This window comes from Flagellimonas yonaguniensis (assembly GCF_029193885.1).
Classification (GTDB): Bacteria; Bacteroidota; Bacteroidia; order Flavobacteriales; family Flavobacteriaceae; genus Flagellimonas; species Flagellimonas yonaguniensis.
Window position 1 is genome coordinate 1 of the sequence record NZ_JARFVB010000006.1, and the last position, 19,549, is coordinate 19,549.

The window sequence follows — 19,549 nt, forward strand, 5'->3', positions numbered from 1 at the left end:
TGTCCTGTTTGCCCAATCCCTTTGAGCATAGCGCATAAACGAGTTCAACATAATCTGTGTTTGAAAATGGCCAATGTATCTTTTCCATTGGTTTAGCACCATTTAATTTGCCGTTCAATCCTTTCCGAATACGATGCTTTTTTTCATCCAAATAAATCACTAACAAGTCATACGCCTTGTATTTGCCAAGTAGCATATCCCTTGGTGTGCAAAACTCTGGGTCTTGAAAATAGAATTTAGAAGTTGTGATATGGAATGTTTCAAGGTAATCTCTGGTGTAGTATTCCTTGTCAAAATGGGTAGCACCGGAATTGACATAACGCCCAAAATCGATATTGTACAGGAAGAACCGATTGAGCTTGTTGATTTTCTTTTTTATCGATTTTAGTTGGGCATCCTTATCGCCCTTTGGAAGTTGAATTTCAAACGAATGTATTTCTGAAAAGTAGATGAGTTTGATAAGTGGAACCTGCTTTATCTTCTTAAAGAAATTTATTTCATCTTGAATCGTCCTAAATTTCGTCTCGATGATTTCTTTTTTGTAAGAACTCAATAGTTTGCGACAGGCTTTGATGGAAAGATATGCCTGTTCTAAAATGTTCCCATTCTGAATTTTAAACTCATCCAGATCCTTTAATAGTTTTTTTGATTGTAATTGCGAATTCATAAGCAGGAACTTTAATGTTGTAAACCATAGAAATGGGATTTAGTTGATACGATTTATTGGTGGTTGTCATAGTCCTGCAAAATGATATAAATGAAAGTCACGGGTCATAAAATTTGTGGCTTATTGTTGTATTTTAGGGAACTTTGTGTAAAGTAGCTTTACTTTGTAATTGTACAAGGAAAACGTGCCGTATATAATTACGGAATAGTCCGTATTTTTCTACGGATTATTTGTTAAATACTGCAAATAGTGGCTTTTATATAAATTTAATTTACTTACTTTTTCTTACGAAATCGCTTTAAAAATTCACGCCTATTCTTTACACCCGTTTTTTTGAAAATATTTGATGCGTGTTTTGATACGGTACTTTCTGCAATGAATAAATCTTTGGCGATATTTCTGTAGCTTAAATTACTTAAAATTGACAAAGCCACTTCAATTTCCCTTCTGGTCAAATCCTCATAAATGATTTTACGCTCTACCGATTCGTCACGTTGTTTTTTCTTTAAAGCAAAGACTTCATACATTCGGTTATTGTTTTCTATGAAGTACAAATACCTATCTGCTTCAATGGCGGTTATGGCAAAGAAAGCCAAGTTCATTACGGTAAATGTAATCCATTGGTAATCGCCGATGACTGTGCAAATAGGTAATAAGGCAATACTTGCTACACTTACCATTGAGAGTTTATTTCGTCTTACTATGAAAGGATTCGGATTGCTGGGATTCGATATACGACGATAGAAAATAAACAGAAAAACAAAAGCAACAGCAGATATAGGAATGGTAAATAGAAAGCGTGCAGAATTAAGGGAATCTTTCAGAAAATATGGGATTAGAAACAATACCACAAAACTCACGCTCGCGAGTATAGCAAGGTTTCTTATGGATGAATTGAATTTCAAAACAACAATATCGTATTCTTTATAGAGGTAGTAAACAATATAGACGCACAACGCTATTGCCACACCATAGGTAATAATATACTGAAAAATAAAAGGACCTGGGAAGTTGTCAATTGGTAAGAAACCACCAGTAGCATTATAAGCAACAAACAAGATTCCGAGGTAGAGAAAACGCCTTAGACTACTGCGCGTTTTCTTTCTGGAAAAGTAGAGTGTAAGCAATACTATGAACGTATCTATTAATAGATAGAAAAAAGTCGTCCAATGTATCGATGTGCCAAACATTTACTCTACTTCCCATTGCGCTCAAATTTGTTGGTTTCTAAATTCTTGGAAACATTGTTCCAATTAAAGATTTGTCCGTTCATAGCAATATAAACATCCGGTTTTAGAAGCTGTAATGAGCTAATTGCATACCCTAAATTAAAAGGTGCATCTGTGTCTGCAGATGAACCCAAAATGAAAGACCCAACCAAAACTATTGTCTTGTTCAAATTGAGTTTTCCTATATATTTTGCGGTATCTTCCATCGTGAAAGTACCGTGGGTAATCAGTATCTTAGTCGCATTAGTTTCCTTTATCTTGCTAACCAACAGCTTTCTGTCATCATCTGTTATGGCTCGACTGTCTTTTTTGAAGACACCTTCGATGATATATTCAAAATCGACATTTGCTTTATTTAAAAAATCTTCAATCCCTACGTCGGATGAAGTTATACCACTATCATCTGTATAATCCAACCCTTCGATTGTACCGCCTGTTGTGAATATGTGAATCATAATTAAGGACTTCCTCTACTTATAAAGATAGCGCTAATTTATTTGAAACCCCCTTTATATCTTCGGCCAAGATAGCACTCTAAGAATCCTGCCACTTCATTTTCTGCAATCTAACTGCATTGAGAATAGCGAGCAAAGCAACACCAACATCGGCAAACACAGCTTCCCACATTGTTGCTAATCCACCTGCACCGAGAATGAGGACTATGACCTTGACACCAAATGCAAGCGCAATATTTTGCCAGACAATTCGTCGCGTTGAACGACCAATTTTAATCGCTCTTGCAATCTTACTGGGTTGGTCGGTCTGTATGATTACATCGGCTGTTTCAATGGCGACATCGCTTCCTAAACCACCCATCGCAATACCTACACCACTTGCTGCCAAAACGGGTGCATCATTAATACCATCACCAATAAATGCGACTTTCGTTTCAGGTTGCTTTTTAAGTTCTTCAACCTCATTCAGTTTATCTTCAGGTAACAACCCACCTTTCGCCCAATCGATATTTAACTCTTTTGCAACTTGCTGTGTAATAGAATTTTTATCACCTGATAACATTATAATCTTGGAAATCCCTGCATCTCTAATTTGTTTAATGGCTTGGTGCGCATCATCTTTTAATTCATCTGCAATGGTAACATAACCTGCAAATGTTCCATCTATGGACACCATTACGATTGATTCTACAATACCATCTGTTTCCGAAGGGACTTCTATGCCATTTGAGGTCATCAAAGCTTTGTTTCCTACCAAAACGGTTTTTCCGTTGACTGTTCCCTTTAAACCCTTTCCGGCAACCTCTGAAACATCAGTCGCTTCATAATCTGAACCGTCTGCTTTATATTCGAGAATCGCCTTGGCGATAGGATGAGTGGATTGCTCTTCCATCGCCATCAAATACTTCATAAACTCGGTTTCCTCAAATGTGATGGAATTGATTTCCTTGATTTTAAAAACCCCTTTAGTAACAGTTCCTGTTTTGTCCATTACGACCGTGTTTACTTGGGTCATTGCATCAAGAAAGGATGCACCCTTAAACAGAATGCCGTTTCGCGATGCCGCACCCAATCCGCCAAAATAGCCCAGCGGAATAGAAATGACCAACGCACAAGGACACGAAATCACAAGGAATATCAATGCGCGATACAGCCAATCCCTAAACACGTAATCATCTACAAAAAAGTAAGGAAGGAACGTAAGTCCGATGGCAAGGAATACAACGATAGGCGTATAAATCCGAGCAAATTTTCTAATGAACAATTCGGTCTTTGATTTTCTGGCAGTTGCATTCTGCACCATATCCAGAATTCGTGCAATAGAACTATCCTTAAATTCCTTAGTAGTCTCGATTTCGATTACGCCATCAAGGTTGATACTTCCGGCAAAAACGGTATCGCCTTTAGCAATAGTATTGGGTTTGCTTTCGCCTGTCAAGGCAGCAGTATTAAAAGAGCCCTTTTCAGAAAGTAGAATACCATCAAGCGGAACTTTTTCGCCTACACGTACCTGAATCTTTTCGCCAATTTCAACAGTCTCGGGATTTACTGAAACAAAATCGCCATCACGGTAAACCAATGCCTCATTCGGACGGACATCAAGTAAGGCTTTTATATTTCCTTTTGCACGATTAACAGCTGCATTCTGGAACAGCTCGCCTACAGCATAGAACAACATTACGGCCACACCTTCGGGATATTCGCCGATAGCGAATGCCCCTAATGTGGCAATGGACATTAAGAAAAATTCAGTAAAGAAATCCCCATTTTTGATACTGTTCCACCCTTCCTTTATGACGGGAAAGCCAACTGGAATGTAGGCGACGGAATACCAAACGATTCTTATCCATCCTTTAAAATGTGGAAATGCTTCAAAGTAATCAATAGCAATTCCGGCTATCAACATTACAAAGCTGAAAATAGCCGGTAGATAGGTTCTAAAGTTTGAAATTTCTTCAGGGCTGCTATGGTTATGGCCATCATCGTGACTGTGCTCGCCCTTATGTTCTTTTGGGTCAATGTCCCGTAAATTTACTTTTTTCTTTTTCATATGTTCTAATCAAGTTTGATATCATTTTAAAAACTACTTCGATAATTTCAGTATTCTCAATGCACCGCGCATTACAAAAGTGAAAACGATCCCGCCAATCACTAAATCGGGCCATTTACTATTCAGAAAATAAACCAGCACCCCAGCTACTATAACACCACCATTGACAATAATATCATTGGATGTAAAAATGGCACTTGCCTGCATATGAGCCTCTTGGCTCTTTGCCTTGTTGATGAGCCAGAGCGATATCAAATTACCTGCCAATGCGAAAATTGAAACTATAATCATCCATTGAAACAGGGGCGTTTCGGTATTGCTAAAAAACCTTCTCAAGACCTCTGCAAACCCAAGTATTGCCAATGCCATCTGAAAGTATCCGCTGTATTTCGCAACCTTCTTTTTTCTTGAAATGGCACCGCCTACCGCAAATAGGCTTAATGCATATACGATGGAATCTGCCAGCATATCTAATGAGTCTGCCACTAGACCCATCGAAGAAGAAATCCAACCAGTGGTCATTTCGATAACGAAAAAGCCAAAGTTGATGCCCAAGACCCACCATAGGATTCTTTTTTGTTTGGATTGGTCTTCCATTACGGGTGGTTCGGCTTCTGTGGTTCCTTCTAAGGAATCCCCAAGTTTTAAGCTGGCTATAGACGTTTGTATCGCCTTGACGTCGTCCACGTGATATACTTCCAATTTTCTGTTAGGAATATCAAAATCCAAGTGTTTTACTTGAGCATAAGACTCTAACTTCATCCGAATCATCTGCTCTTCTGAAGGGCAGTCCATTTTAGTTATTATAAAAGTGCTTTTTTTCAAAATCAATCTAATTTGTTTGTTAAAGTAAATTACTGCTACATTTTTCACATATTCCCGTAACCACGAGATTAACATCCTCTGCCAAATATCCATCGGGCAAATTGATATGCGGGATTTTTTGTTCCGTTAAACAAACCGTTTCGTCACAGTTAGTGCAATGGAAATGTAAATGCAAATCCTGTTCTATTTCACAATTACAGCCTTCTTCACAAAGTGCGTATTTAGAGATTCCAGTTCCGTCATCTATGTGATGCACCACGTTTTTTTCTTCAAACGTTTTTAGGGTTCGGTACAATGTGGTTCTATCCGCTTTTGCGAAAGCATTCTCAATATCAGTCAGGGCGATGGCGGCATCCCTATCGGCCATATACTTATAAATCAATATGCGCATTGCCGTTGGGCGAACCCCATTGTCAATCAATCTTTTTTCTATTTCTTTCATTTCTTATCGATGCTGTTTTTGATTTTTTGTGCTTTGGAATAGGCTTCCCAACCTTCTTTTGCCGCGTATGGCACTATCAATAATGCTGCAATAGGGTCAGCCCACCACCAGCCCAGCCATTTTACGAGCAATAGGCCTATTAGGACCACCACAGTCTGATAAAGGCAAATAAAAGTGTCCTTGGCATCGGCCAACAGGGCAGGGCTATCCAATTTATGACCGTATTTTCTTTTGTAGTAAATCAGAATGGGGTTCACTACTAAGGAAACTATCAGTATCCCAATGCCCAACGTGGACCAAGATGCTGTTTCTTGACTTATTAATTTTGAAATGGAATCATAGGATATAAAAATGCAGATAAGGGCAAATGATATGGCGATGACGTAAAGTGTTGTCATCTTTCTTCGCTCTACACGCTTTTCATCCAGACCCTTGATTTCGCCGTGCAATCGCCAACCGAGTGTTCCCGCACTTATGACTTCAATAGTGCTGTCCAGTCCCCAGCCTATCAAGGCGGAACTGTTTGCCGTGAATCCCGCTATAAGTGATACGACCACCTCGATAATGTCATAGATGACATTCCAAATTTGAAGTGTTCTTGCTTGTTTTAGATTTTGTTTTCTTGTTTCTTTCATCTCTTAATGTGCTTCTTCCTCGTTTTCCCCTTTTTTCATTTCCGCCATTAAATAGTAGGCGTTATTAAAGGCATACTTGGTATTCGGTTCTTGTTCGGTCAAAAAATCAATGGCAATCCATTCGCCATCGTGAGTTCCTTTTGTGATTTCCACGGGCATAAACTTCCAATCCTCGCCTTCATTTTTTGCTGTAAACACAAAGGACTTTTCGCCATCGGCTGCGATGGCACTTTCAGGAATTGCCGTGGTCATTGTATTGTCGGTTTGGATGCGCCCTTGAATGTACATTCCCGGTATCAGGTTGCCTTCCTTATTTTCGATTTCGGCGTGTACGTGTATCGCTTTGGGGTTCTGCTCAAAAGTTTTTCCTACGGAATAGATTTCGGCTGTAAGTTCCTTTCCCGGAATGGATTGGACATTGAACCGCACGGTTTGTCCTTCCTTTACTTTGTACACGTCTTTTTCAAATACCATCAAATCGGCGTGTACGTGATGGATGTCCACGATTTCCATTAGGTCGGTTTGAGGTTCTACATATTGTCCTGTTTTAACGGCTACTTTTTCCACAAAGCCTTGAATAGGACTTCGTAGCGCAACCCTTTGATAAATAGTGCCATTTCTCACACCTGATGCACTAACATTTAATTGTTGTAATTGTGCTTCCAAACCGTTCACCATACTTCGTGAAGCTTGATATTCCGCTTCTGCTTTTTGGAAATTGGCACCGCTGCCCACACCTGCATCATAAAGAGTTTTTTGGCGTTCGTATTCTTTTTTGAGAAACTGACTATTGCTATGTGCATTGAGGTAATCCGTCTGTTTCTGTATGATATTGGGATGAGACAAATAGGCCACAGTCTGACCTTTATTGACCTTATCGCCCTCGATGACCTCGATGGAAACTACGTTGGTACCAACAACCGTAGTGATGGTCGCTTCATTTTGTGGCGGAACTTCCAGTTGTCCGTTGGCTTCCACATATCCACTCATATTGCGCTGGGCAAGCGTATCGACTTTCATTTGTAGTGCATCATACTGTTTTGCAGTAAGTGTAACTATTTCATCTTCCTCTTCAGAGTGATTTTCTTCTGTTTCTGAATGTGTTGCATCAACGTGGTCGCTTTCGGTTTTTGACTCGCCACAACTAATTATTGTGAATGCCGTAAGCATTGCGGTAATCGGTAAATATTTTAATTTTTTCATCTTTTTAGTTTTGAAAGTATTGTAGTTCAAACAAGGCATCTAAATAATTGTCAAGCGCATCGAGCGCATCCATTTCGGTGTTTATGGCATCACGTATAATCTGTGTGAATGAAGCATAATCCACCGCACCTTCCTTGTAGGCGAGTAACGCGCCCTTACGCTGTTCTTCTGCAAGTGGCAGAGCTTTATCCCTGTAAAACTGCCAAGATGTTTTCCACTTCTGGTAGCCTTGTACAGCCTGCTTAAATTCAGATTGCAGTTGGCGTTGGATAAAATCTGCATTTGTCCTTGCGATTTCGCTATCGATTTTTGCTGCCTTGGCCTGACTACGCTGTGCGCCCGAAAACAACGGGACTGAAATGCCTGCCTGATAGGTGTAAAATCCACTATCGCCGTTTACCTGTTGCAATCCACCTTGCAGGTTTAATTTAGGAAGTAGCTCGGCACGAGCGGCATTATAGTTTGCTTCGGCTTCATCGATGCGCCTTTGCGAAAATTCCAGCTCGGGATGTCTTTCTAAATCCGCATCCAATCCCAATACAGCCACCTCACTTTCTTCAAATGCATCTGGTACAGAATAAAAAATGTCTGTTGCCAGCCAAAGATTTAGCTTTTGCAACGCAATAGCATAATCGCTTTCTGCTTGTTGCAATTTATTACTGATTTGCAACGCTTGGTTTTTTGCCGATGAATATTCCAATCTTGAAATGGCTTCCACCTCAAAGTTGAGTTGGATTGCCGTTTCAAACTGTGAATAAATGGAATCCAGCTCGCGGTACAGTTCAAATTTTTGTCGCTGTTGGTATGCCTGCGACCACGCCTTTTTTACTTCCTGTTCCACTTGCAATTCAGACAGGTCGAGAGCGGTTTCGGCCAAAGCAATTCGTTGTTTTTGCAGTCGCTTATTAGCACCTATACCCAAGAGGTCGATATTTTGTTGCCCGACACCAACTAAAGTATAAATACCCTGACCATCTGCAATTTCTTCGCCGCCCGTAAAAACTTGCGTTTTTCCAAAATCATAAGCAACACCTTTAAGTGCATTCTGTCGTTGAATTTCCAACTGTTTCGTCTTCAATAACGGATAGTTTTCCTTGGAAATTTCTACAGCTTTATCCAATGAAATAACCGGTAAAGAATCTTGCGGTCGGACTTGTTGCGCTTTCGCGAAAGCGGATGTAAATAGAAGACAGACCACAGCCGTTGCGGTAACGAATTTTGGATGGAATTTCTTCTTTCGTTCCGAACGTTTCTCGACCCATTGGTAAAAGATGGGAAGAATAAAGAGCGTCAAAAGTGTTGAAGTAATCAATCCGCCTATAACCACAGTTGCCAAGGGTCGCTGCACTTCAGCACCTGCCGAAGCTGATATTGCCATCGGAAGAAATCCTAAAATATCGGTAAAGGCAGTAAGCATAATAGGACGTATTCTACGCTTCGTGCCTTCAATTATTCGGTCTTTTAAATTGGTCACGCCTTCTTCCTTCAACTCATTCAGGCCGCTAATCATTACCAGTCCGTTCAGGACGGCAACACCAAAGAGGACGATAAAGCCGACCCCTGCGGAAATACTGAAAGGCATATCCCGAAGCCATAGTGCGAATACACCGCCAATGGTCGCCATCGGGATTGCCAAGTAAATCATCAAGGTTTGCGGAAAGGATTTTAATGCGAAATAAATCAAAATGAAAATGAGCAGTAAAGCAATGGGGACCACAGTCTGTAATCGCTCGCTTGCTCTTTCGAGATTTTCAAATGCACCACCATACCGAATAAAATAGCCTGGTGGTAATTCAAGATTTGCGTCCAGTTTATCCTTAATCTCGTTGACCAAGGATTCCACATCACGTCCGCGCACATTTACACCTACGTAGGTTCTTCGGTTGGTATTGTCCCGACTGATTTGCATAGGACCAGGTGTGTATTCAATAGCAGCCAGTTCTTGAAGCGGAATCTGTGAGCCATTGGGCAAATTGATGTACAGATTTCTGATGTCGTTGATGTCAGTACGGTTTTCTTCATCGAGTCTAACGACCAAGTCAAAACGCTTTTCGCCTTCAAAAATGACCCCTGCATATCCGCCCGCAAAAGCGGACTGTACCATTGTATTCAGCTGGTCAACACTCACCCCATACTGAGCCAGCTTGTTACGATTGTATTTAATGGTCATTTGGGGCAGTCCAGAAGTTGCTTCTGCCCTCATATCGCCTATACCTTGAGTACCTGCAATGATTTTTGTAATCTCATCCGCTTTTGCAGCAAGCACATCGATATCCTCACCATAAATTTTGATGGCAACATCTTCTCGAATACCCTCTAACAGTTCATTAAAGCGCATTTCGATAGGTTGGGTAAACTCATAATTGACGCCCGGGATAATACTTACCGCTTCCTTCATTTTATCAATAAGTTCATCCTTATCATCGGCAGACACCCATTCGTCTTGGGGTTTTAGAATAACAAATACATCAGCGAAATCCATTGGCATCGGGTCTGTGGGCACTTCGGCCACACCGATACGGCTTACAATTTTCTCAACTTCCGGAAATTCGGCCTTTATGATGCGCTCTACTTTTGTAGTGGTCTCAATCGTTTCGCTAAGTGAACTTCCAGGCTTAAGAATGGTATGAAATGCAATATCGCCTTCATCCAGTTGGGGAATGAATTCGCCACCCATCCTTGTAAACATAAAAACGGTAAGGGCGAATATGGCGATGGCAATTCCCACAATCCATTTCCCTTTGTTTAAGGTCTTGACCAAAAGTGGTTCATACTTCCGCTGTACCCAATGCACGAAATGGTCGCCCCAAGATTTTTTTTCTTTTTTGGGTGGTTTTAAGAATAAGGCAGACATCATTGGAACGTATGTCAGGCAAAGAAACATAGCACCTATCATTGCAAAAATGAATGTGAGCGCCATTGGTTTAAACATTTTGCCCTCAATACCTTCCAATGCCAGTATGGGCAAGAACACAATTAGAATTATCAATTGCCCGAAAAAGGCAGCGTTCATCATCTTTTTTGATGCATTTGCAGCTATCTCATCACGTTTTTCCTTGTTTAAAGACTTCTTTTTTAGGATGTAGCTTCCCATTAAGAATACGCTGGCTTCCACGATAATCACCGCCCCATCCACGATGATGCCAAAATCGATAGCACCTAAACTCATCAAGTTCGCCCAAACATCAAAAACATTCATAAGAATAAAAGCGAACAATAGCGATAAAGGAATAGTCGAAGCCACTATAAGACCACCACGCCAGTTTCCTAAAAGGAAAACAAGTACAAAAATTACAATGAGCGCACCTTCAAGAAGATTGTTGCGTACCGTGCCAGTTGTTTCACTTATAAGTTTACTTCTATCCAATAAGGGCTGAATAACGACCCCTTCAGGAAGGGATTTCTGTATTTCGGCCATACGGTCTTTCACACGTACAATAACCTCGTTTGAGTTCGCCCCTTTGAGCATCATTACAAGACCACCAACGACTTCCCCTTCGCCGTCCTGCGTCAAAGCCCCATAGCGCACGGCAGAACCAAAACCTACATCGGCAACATCACTTATGGTAATGGGCACACCATTCTCATTTTTGATGACGATTTTTTTAATATCATCAAGGCTTCGCACCAAACCTTCGCCACGTATGAAGTTGGCTTGATGGTTTTTCTCAATGTACGCACCACCTGTATTTTTATTGTTCGCTTCCAATGCTTCGAACACATCGGTAATGGTAAGGCCGATTGCCTTTAATTCGTTAGGGTCAACGGCCACCTCATATTGCTTTATTTTTCCGCCTATGGCGTTTATTTCCACAACACCGGGCACCATTGCCATTTGCCGTTGCACAATCCAATCTTGCATTGTACGCAAATCGGACAATGAATATTTGTCCTGAAAATCAGGTTCTACCTTTAGGGTGTACTGATAAACTTCCCCCAAGCCTGTTGAAATTGGTCCCATACTTGGCTGTCCAAAACCTTCTGGGATTTGTTCACGTACTTCTGTTAGTTTTTCAGAAACAAGTTGACGCGGTAGATAGGTGCCCATATCATCGTCAAAAACGACGGTCACTACGGAAAGCCCGAAGCGGGAAACCGAACGGATTTCCTTGACATTGGGCAGGTTGCTCATTGCAACTTCCACGGGATAGGTTACAAATTGCTCAATATCTTCCGTTCCCAGATTGGGCGATTGCGTGATGACCTGTACCTGATTATTGGTAATATCGGGTACGGCATCAATGGGTACTTGGGTCATACTGTATATGCCAGCACCAATCAATGCCAGCGTGAGCAGACCGATTATAAATTTGTTATTGATTGAAAAATCAATGATTTTGTTAATCATAGATAAGGATGTTAATTCAGTTGAAATTCTTGTTAAGCACATTGAATAAAATGCAATGCACAATGTTGACGAATCCAATAGATGGACACGTCAAAACAGGATATAGTTATCCTATTAAAACTGAATTATACCTGTGGTGGCTGAAAAAGGGAATGTGGAATATCTTTACCAAGGTTATCGAAATGGGCAAAGAATTCGTGTGGAATAGCAGGCTGTAGCGGTTGAAACGCAGCAAGCCCGAAATTTATCGTGTGAACGTGGCAACAATGGCATTGACAGAAAGGCGAGCATAACTCACAGTCTTGGTCGTGGTCGCCATCAATATCTATTACTGTAACAACTTGGGAATCATTTTCACTATCATTCATATCGCTACAAGGCACCACATTGAGTGCTAAGAAATAAAACGATAGTATGATTGTTATAACTTTCACGATGCAAAGATAAAAATTTTTCGGTGCAACTGTGTTGCAAATGATTTTTACAACTAATCAATCACACTTCCGCAAGTCAACATTGCATCGCCATAGTATGGATTTCTTATTTCTTCTTCCATACTTAACCATACCGCACCTTTATTGTTATTTGCCATAGGGCATTTCTGAATGTAATAATTTGTCGAGTTTTCTATGCTCATTGCAATAGGCACGATATTCTCGTTTAGAATGACGAAGTGAGCGCGCTGGTTTTCCAGATTATCATTGTTTGCAATGGCATCCAGCATCTCAATACTTTTGGTTAGGTGTTGTTTTTCCATCTTACCTAAATCTTCCGTCGATATTGTTTTTAATTTTTCTGACGTCGCTTTCGCGAAAGTGGAAACCTGACCAGCATCGCTTTCTACCAATGCATCTTTCATTTTGAGATACGACGGTAATGCTTCATTGAAATCAGAACTAAACGAATTGTTGAAACTCATTTCCATATCGCCCATCATAGCTGATTCATCCTGCATCATCTGCTGATTCATCATCGATTTCTTACCCTGCAATTGAGCAGCTGCATCTACCGTGAACGTTCCATTGGTAACAATTTCATCGCCATTGTTTAGTCCAGCTGAGACTTGGTAAGTTTCGCCAGAGCGATTGCCCAAGGTCACTTCGCGCATTTCAAAAACAGGCTCGTTAGGATTGGTTTTAACATATACCAATGAGCGCTCGCCCGTCCATAGTACAGCACTTGCAGGTACGGAAAGTGTATTTTCCATAGTTTGTGTTGCGCCTTTGACTTTGCCCGTCACAAACATTCCTGGCTTAAATAGGTCATCTCTATTTTGCAGAGTCGCACGTACTGTTACCGTTCGTGTGGTATTGTTTAAAACAGGATCAATAAAAGAAATAGTGCCTTCAAATTCCTTATTGGGATAAGCATTAGTAGTGATGTTGATTTTTTGCCCAACATTGAACTGTGCTATCTGATTTTCATATGCATCAAATTCTGCCCAGACAGAATTAAGGTTGCTCAACTTTACAATAGGTTCCCCTTGATTAACGTAATCGCCCTGCGCTGCCATAACTTCTGAAACCGTTCCGGAAACCGTTGCATAAATTGGAAAGTTTTCTCGCACCGTTCCACTTTCTTCTATGGCATTGATTTGAGTGTCTGAAAGTTTCCAGTTTTTGAGCTTGTTGCGAACGGCTTTATATAAAGCAGGTTGTGATGCTTTGAGCGATGCTGCGGTAATCAATTCCTGTTGTGCCGCTACAAGGTCTGGTGCGTAAATGGTTGCGAGTAGCTGACCAAGGTTTACTTGCTGTCCTTCATAATTAACGTTGAGTCGTTCTATCCTTCCTTTAAAATAGCTGGATTGTACGGTATTGTTTTCTTCGTTTGCCGCTATTTTTCCCGAAAGGGATATCATCCCATCATCATCGCTTGTTTCTGCATTACCCACAATAGTAGTTTGGATATTTGCCAACGCCATTGCGTTTTCAGTCATTTTTATCTCGTTTGCAGCAAGACCTTCAGCACCAGCTTCCGCAGGGATTAAGTCCATCCCGCATATTGGACAATCGCCAGCTTCGGGTTGCATAATCTGTGGGTGCATAGAGCACGTCCACATCTGGTCTGCACTCTCGCCAGAGTGCTCGTGGTCTGACATTTCAGACATATCCTTATTTGCAGCATCGCCTGAGCTATTTCCAAAAATGAGCCAGCCTGTGCCCAAACCTACTATAACGGCTATTGCTATATATAAAATGTTCTTGTTCATAATTTTACTTTTCGTTTTCTAAACGTTCAATCATTGCTTTCATTTCGGCAATTTCCCTGCGTTGTGCTTTAATGATTTCTTCAGCCAGTTTCTTAACTTCTGGGTCTTCAATATCTGCCCGTTCACTTGTTAGAATTGCAATGGAATGGTGTGGTATCATTGCTTTCATCCAAAGTACATCGCCTACGGTGGATTTTTGGTCACGTACAAGTCCCAATGCACCTACAAAGAGAACGATACTTCCCAAGACTATGGCGATATTCTTTTTTTTATTTTGATACATTCCACGCATTGCTACAAACATAATGATGGCCATTGCAGCTATGCCAAGACAGACCATATAAAATCTCGTTAAGCTAAACCAAACGTGGTCCCATTCATACGTATTTAAATACATCGTAATATACATTGCTACAAAAGAGCAGGCGAGCATTGCTACAAAACGTGTGTAGTGATTTTTTGATTTTCCTGAATTTGTGTGTTCGTTTGAATTCATATTTTTTGGTTTTTTTGTTATTAATTATTTAATCTTCTTTTTTAGTTTTCTGATTGATGGGGAACTGATATACCACAAAACGAAACCACTCAATACGGTTATCAATCCCAAAAGTGAAAATGCCCTTAACAACAACGTGTTGAAATTATCCCTTCCCTGATAATCCATTGTATGGGTCATCCAAAGAAAATCAAACCAGCGCCAATCCCTGTGTCTCACCGTTTGAAAAGCGCCATTTTCAACCGCCACATAGGCTTTTAAATTTTGTGGTGTCTCATACGAGATTTCATAAGCTGGAAGTGGGCGACCGCGATATTCGTGATGTGGCCCAACAGAATCGACTAATTGAATTTGTGCCATATCCAAATTGCCCAACATATACCTATTTGCAACTTGTTGTGCCTCTTCTTTAGAAATTCCATTTTTCCTTTGTCCCGTTCTGGCATTATAAAGCTGTGCTTCATTAATCCAATAATAAGGTTCATTTGCTATTTCCAGTAGTTCCAAAGATTGTACGAATTCTTTTGTAGCCAGTTGGGTTGTGCCGAGCAAATCATTAAAAGAGGTCCTCACAGGTGCCGATTTCTTAAAATGGTCACCGTGTATCTCGTCAATGTCCGTCCAGCTGAAATACATCCCGCTAATCGTCCACATCAAAAACTGAATACCTAAAAAAATACCCAAATAGCGGTGCGCTTTTCTAATCCATTTCGCTGTTTTTCTGTTGACCATATTATTTTATTTCGAAAGGGAATTCAATAGTGACTTTTTCCCAACTCATTGAGATTGTTCCGGAAGTCTCAGTTGTTTTATCTACTTTATACTCTAAATGTTCCTTGATTTCTTCAGAAGTTTTAGGTGTCACTTTAAACCGTAATACATCATCTTTTTCAGTATAGTCATCCTTACCGTGTTGGTTCCAATTCCTATTAAAAATGACAGTCCATTCTTTTTGATTCGGGATAACAAAAAATCCATATTTCCCAGCTTTCAATTCTTTACCGTCAATTTCTAAATCCTTATTTGTTTCAAGCCAAGTAGCCATATGGGCACCAGCCTGCCAGACTTGGTCATAAGCCAACAGTCCACCGAAAATAATTCTATTCCTTACACCTGGCGACGAATAATCTATATGGATATGTGCATCGCCTATCATCGCCATTGCCGATGTATGTGGACTTAGAGTTTTTTTATTATCAGACTTAGGTTCACTTTGGGTATGATTGTGTTCTGTCTCTATTTCTGAATTGTTCTTTCCTTCGTTTTTACATCCGCTGACAGCAACTACCAATAGGATTATCAAAATTTTATATTTCATAAGTATTCAATTAGTTAGTTTATATGTTTTTACTTTTTAGACGTAATGAGTTAGCAATTACCGAAACCGAACTGAAGCTCATTGCCAAAGCCGCAATCATTGGCGATAAGAGTATTCCGAAAAACGGGTACAGTAGTCCTGCTGCAATCGGGATACCCAGCGTGTTATAAATCATTGCAAAAAAGAGGTTTTGTTTGATATTGCGCATTACTGCATCACTTAGGTTTCTTGCCTTTACGATACCGTGTAAATCGCCTTTCACCAAGGTAATGGCTGCACTTTCAATGGCAACATCCGTACCTGTTCCCATTGCAATGCCTACATCACTTTTAGCGAGTGCAGGTGCATCGTTTATTCCGTCGCCTGCCATTGCAACCACCTTGCCTTGCTCTTGTAATTTCTCGACTTCCTGTAATTTGTTTTCCGGTAGCATACTTGCTTGAAAATCGGCAAGGTTAAGTTCATCTGCGACAGCTTGGGCTGTATCGTGATTATCACCAGTAAGCATAATGACTGCAATTCCCTTATCCTGCAAATCCTTAATAGCTTTTGCACTCGTTTCCTTGATTTTGTCGCCGATAACGACGTAGCCGGTAACTTGACCTTCAACAGCGAGATAGGAAACCGTTTTCCCTTGTTTTTGGTAGGATTGTGCCTCTTCTTCCATAGCATCGAAAACTGTAGCATTGGCCATTTCCATCATTTTAGCATTACCCAAGGCGACTTCTTTTCCGTTCACTTTACCTTCAACGCCTTTTCCAGTAACTGCGTTGAATCCATCTGCTTTTAAAAACTCTGCGTTTTGTTCTTTGCCATATTTTACGGTGGCTTCTGCGAGCGGATGTTCACTTTGGCTGTTAAGGGAAACAATAAATTGTAGCACTTCGTTATCAGTTATTCCACTATCAAAAGAACCTACCTTCTCTACCGTTGGTTTGCCTTCGGTAATCGTTCCGGTCTTATCGACTATTAAGCTATCTACCTTATCCATTTTTTCAAGGGCTTCGGCATTTTTGATAAGTACGCCATTTTGTGCGCCTTTACCAACACCGACCATAACAGACATTGGTGTCGCAAGCCCCAAAGCACACGGACAGGCAATAATCAATACGGCAATGGCATTTACCAAAGCATAGACATAAGCGGGTTCTGGACCCCAAATTGCCCAAACGCCAAATGTAACAGCAGCGATTATAACAACGATTGGCACAAAATATCCCGAAACGGTATCTGCCAACTTTTGGATGGGCGCACGGCTACGACTGGCATCGTTGACCATCTGTATAATCTGTGATAACAATGTGTCAGACCCAACCTTTTCAGCTTTCATCAAGAAGGACTGATTGCCATTGATTGTGCCACTACTTACCTTATCATCGGTAGATTTGTTAACGGGAATGGGTTCGCCAGTAATCATCGATTCATCGATGGAAGTTTCGCCTTCGGTAATTACACCATCTACGGGAATCTTATCACCCGGCTTCACACGTAGGATATCGCCCAATTCGATTTCATCGATGGCAACTTCCTGTTCTTCGCCGTTCAAGACCTTGATGGCCTTATTCGGCGCAAGCTTTAAAAGTTCTTTGACTGCTGAATTGGTCTTGCTATGTGCACGGGCTTCGAGGACTTGACCAAGCAATACCAGGGTTAGAATCACCGTTGCCGCTTCAAAATAAACGTGAACTGTACCTGCTTCGGTCTTGAATTGGTCAGGGAAAAAATCGGGCACCAGCATCCCGAACACACTAAAAAGCCAAGCAACGCCTGCACCAATACCGATAAGCGTGAACATATTGAGGTTCCACGTTTTGATACTTCGGTAAGCACGCTCGAAAAACATCCAAGTGGCGTAGAAAACTACGGGAATGGAAAGCGCAAATTGAATCCAGTTCCAATATTTCAGTTCCAAAATGTCGTAAAGTGGATTATTGGTCAGCATTTCGGACATTGCAATGATGAAAATGGGCAATGTGAAGGCGACTGCTATCCAGAACTTTTTAAGCAGTTTTTTATAGGTTTTTTCTTCTGCGGATAAATCGGGTTCCATCGGAACCAAATCCATTCCGCAAATGGGACAGCTTCCCGGTTCGTCTCTTACGATTTCGGGATGCATCGGGCAGGTATATTGCGTTTCAGAAGTAGCCGTTAGGTTAACTTCTTCAACCAAATCCATTCCACAAACAGGACAGTCGCCTGGTTTGTCGTAAGTCTTGTCGCCCTCGCAATGCATCGGACAATAAAATGTTCCCGTTCCTTTGCCTTTGGGTTTCTCAACTTTCTTCTTATCGTGGGTATGATGATGTTCGCCATTCTGATGGATACTGTATCGCCCACCGTCCGCTTTTAGAGCATCTTGAAATTTCTCGATGGGAATATGGGATTCCATTTCTATTGTCGCTTCAGCTTTTTCTAAATTGACAGCCACATTGATAACACCTTCAACTTTAGAGAGCGTTTCTTCTACGTGCGTTCTACAACCATTGCAGGTCATTCCGTGTATGTGATAGGTGTGTTTCATTTAATTTTTAAATTATGCCTGACAAGGGAAGAGCTACTAACTAACCAACCATCAACTTGCACTTCCCGTATCAGGACTTTATTCCAAACTGTCTTTTAACGCTGTTATATAATCTATTATCATCCTCTTATCTTCATCTGAAAGAATTGCATCCCTGTGAATGAGTGTGTAACTATCCATCGGCATTTCGCCGCTTTCTATTTGTTTTATAATGGAACGCAACTTGCTGTTTTTCCGTCGACTGGAATAGGTGTCCCATTCATTAAAATTAAGTTCGTCCTTACCTGCTTGTATGTGGTCTTCCAGATACCAAGCCGCAGGCTGTATCTTACTATACCACGGATAATCTGTATTATTACTGTGGCAATCATAGCAAGAAACCTGCAACTGATTTTTTATCGTTGCAGGCACTTGATTTTCGACCATAAAATCACTTTGTGGTACAGCATCACTTTCGTTCAGGGTTATTGGAAAGAACTGAATCACTATCAATGCCACAAGGGCAAGCCACGCTATGATTTTTAAAAACTTCAATTAGTTGATTTCTCGTTGGACCTTTCCGCATCGTAACATTGAACTACCATAATAAGGATTCAACACATTTTCTTCTTTGCTCAACCACGCAGTTCCACCATCATACATAGGGCAATATTGCTCATAAAGTTTCACTTGTGTTCCAGTGATTGCCACCATATCGGTTACATCCTTACTTAATATCTTAAAATGTTCACGCTGATGCTTGATGTCACTTTCTGAAATGTGTTCTGCGTGTTCTGTGGCATCTTCGATAATGTCATTTAATTCTGATTTTTCATTATCGGAATAGTTTGAGGCATCAAAAGATTTAAGAGATTGAGCCAATGTATTTCCCAATTCTTTCGCCTTGCCATTATCATCGCCTACAAGCGCATCTTTTAAATTGAAATAATCCTTCAGGATTGCTTCTGCTTTTGCATCTTGGTTGTCATTCATCGCCATATCCTTTTTGTCATCCATAGACTCTTGGTGCATCTCGCTGCTCATAGGTGCAGTAGATTCATTTTTGTTTCCATCTTTACAGGAAACCGTTAGTACCATTGTGGCAGCAAGTGCCATTATACCTATTGTTCTTTTTACTGTTTTCATCTTGTTTATTTTAAATTGTTAAT

The 19,549-nt window shown here is 40.7% G+C and carries 17 protein-coding genes; all 17 read right to left on the reverse strand.

The features are described 5' to 3' along the window. A partial coding sequence (locus PY092_RS11295) for an RteC domain-containing protein (RefSeq protein WP_275615933.1) occupies positions 1-667 on the reverse strand: 667 nt, incomplete at its 3' end. 275 nt (positions 668-942) lie between these two features. Further along, positions 943-1,725, reverse strand: a complete 783-nt coding sequence (locus tag PY092_RS11300; protein WP_272635486.1) for a helix-turn-helix domain-containing protein — start codon at positions 1,723-1,725, stop codon at positions 943-945. Positions 1,726-1,862: 137 nt separating this feature from the next. Next, positions 1,863-2,351: an asparaginase domain-containing protein gene (locus tag PY092_RS11305; RefSeq protein WP_272635485.1), complete on the reverse strand. Its 489-nt coding sequence runs from the start codon at positions 2,349-2,351 to the stop codon at positions 1,863-1,865. 79 nt (positions 2,352-2,430) lie between these two features. Further along, positions 2,431-4,401 carry a heavy metal translocating P-type ATPase gene (locus PY092_RS11310; RefSeq protein ID WP_272635484.1) on the reverse strand — a complete coding sequence of 657 codons (1,971 nt, stop codon included), beginning with the start codon at positions 4,399-4,401 and terminating at the stop codon, positions 2,431-2,433. A 33-nt stretch (positions 4,402-4,434) separates the two neighbouring features. Further along, positions 4,435-5,226, reverse strand: coding sequence for a cation efflux transmembrane domain-containing protein (locus PY092_RS11315; protein ID WP_192462282.1), 792 nt, complete (start codon positions 5,224-5,226; stop codon positions 4,435-4,437). 19 nt (positions 5,227-5,245) lie between these two features. Next, positions 5,246-5,668 carry a Fur family transcriptional regulator gene (locus PY092_RS11320; RefSeq protein ID WP_116772171.1) on the reverse strand — a complete coding sequence of 141 codons (423 nt, stop codon included), beginning with the start codon at positions 5,666-5,668 and terminating at the stop codon, positions 5,246-5,248. Then, positions 5,665-6,303 (reverse strand): cation diffusion facilitator family transporter, encoded by a 639-nt coding sequence (locus PY092_RS11325; protein ID WP_192462283.1) that lies wholly within the window; start codon positions 6,301-6,303, stop codon positions 5,665-5,667. Before PY092_RS11325 ends, PY092_RS11320 begins: the two co-directional genes overlap by 4 nt. A 3-nt stretch (positions 6,304-6,306) precedes the next feature. Next, positions 6,307-7,506 carry an efflux RND transporter periplasmic adaptor subunit gene (locus PY092_RS11330; RefSeq protein ID WP_192462284.1) on the reverse strand — a complete coding sequence of 400 codons (1,200 nt, stop codon included), beginning with the start codon at positions 7,504-7,506 and terminating at the stop codon, positions 6,307-6,309. A 4-nt stretch (positions 7,507-7,510) separates the two neighbouring features. Next, a complete protein-coding gene (locus tag PY092_RS11335; protein ID WP_272638037.1) occupies positions 7,511-11,854 on the reverse strand; it encodes a CusA/CzcA family heavy metal efflux RND transporter in 4,344 nt (1,447 codons plus the stop codon). 125 nt (positions 11,855-11,979) lie between these two features. Continuing rightward, positions 11,980-12,288, reverse strand: coding sequence for a DUF6660 family protein (locus tag PY092_RS19690; RefSeq protein WP_116772175.1), 309 nt, complete (start codon positions 12,286-12,288; stop codon positions 11,980-11,982). A 53-nt stretch (positions 12,289-12,341) separates the two neighbouring features. Next, on the reverse strand, positions 12,342-14,066 hold the full coding sequence (locus PY092_RS11340; protein ID WP_275615934.1) for an efflux RND transporter periplasmic adaptor subunit: 1,725 nt from the start codon (positions 14,064-14,066) through the stop codon (positions 12,342-12,344). A gap of 4 nt (positions 14,067-14,070) precedes the next feature. Next, a complete protein-coding gene (locus tag PY092_RS11345) occupies positions 14,071-14,562 on the reverse strand; it encodes a DUF305 domain-containing protein (RefSeq protein WP_272638039.1) in 492 nt (163 codons plus the stop codon). A 24-nt stretch (positions 14,563-14,586) separates the two neighbouring features. Next, positions 14,587-15,294: a PepSY domain-containing protein gene (locus PY092_RS11350; RefSeq protein ID WP_272638040.1), complete on the reverse strand. Its 708-nt coding sequence runs from the start codon at positions 15,292-15,294 to the stop codon at positions 14,587-14,589. Between the two features lies 1 nt (position 15,295). Then, positions 15,296-15,880: a DUF2911 domain-containing protein gene (locus PY092_RS11355; RefSeq protein WP_275615935.1), complete on the reverse strand. Its 585-nt coding sequence runs from the start codon at positions 15,878-15,880 to the stop codon at positions 15,296-15,298. Between the two features lie 19 nt (positions 15,881-15,899). Continuing rightward, entirely contained in the window at positions 15,900-18,401 is a 2,502-nt protein-coding gene (locus PY092_RS11360; RefSeq protein ID WP_275615936.1) for a heavy metal translocating P-type ATPase, read from the reverse strand. 78 nt (positions 18,402-18,479) lie between these two features. Continuing rightward, the gene (locus tag PY092_RS11365) at positions 18,480-18,935 is read right to left on the reverse strand and encodes a heme-binding domain-containing protein (RefSeq protein ID WP_133687208.1); all 456 of its coding nucleotides are present in this window, start codon (positions 18,933-18,935) and stop codon (positions 18,480-18,482) included. After that, complete coding sequence (locus PY092_RS11370; RefSeq protein ID WP_133687209.1) at positions 18,936-19,526, reverse strand: DUF3347 domain-containing protein; 591 nt, start codon at positions 19,524-19,526, stop codon at positions 18,936-18,938. Positions 19,527-19,549: the final 23 nt, after the last annotated feature.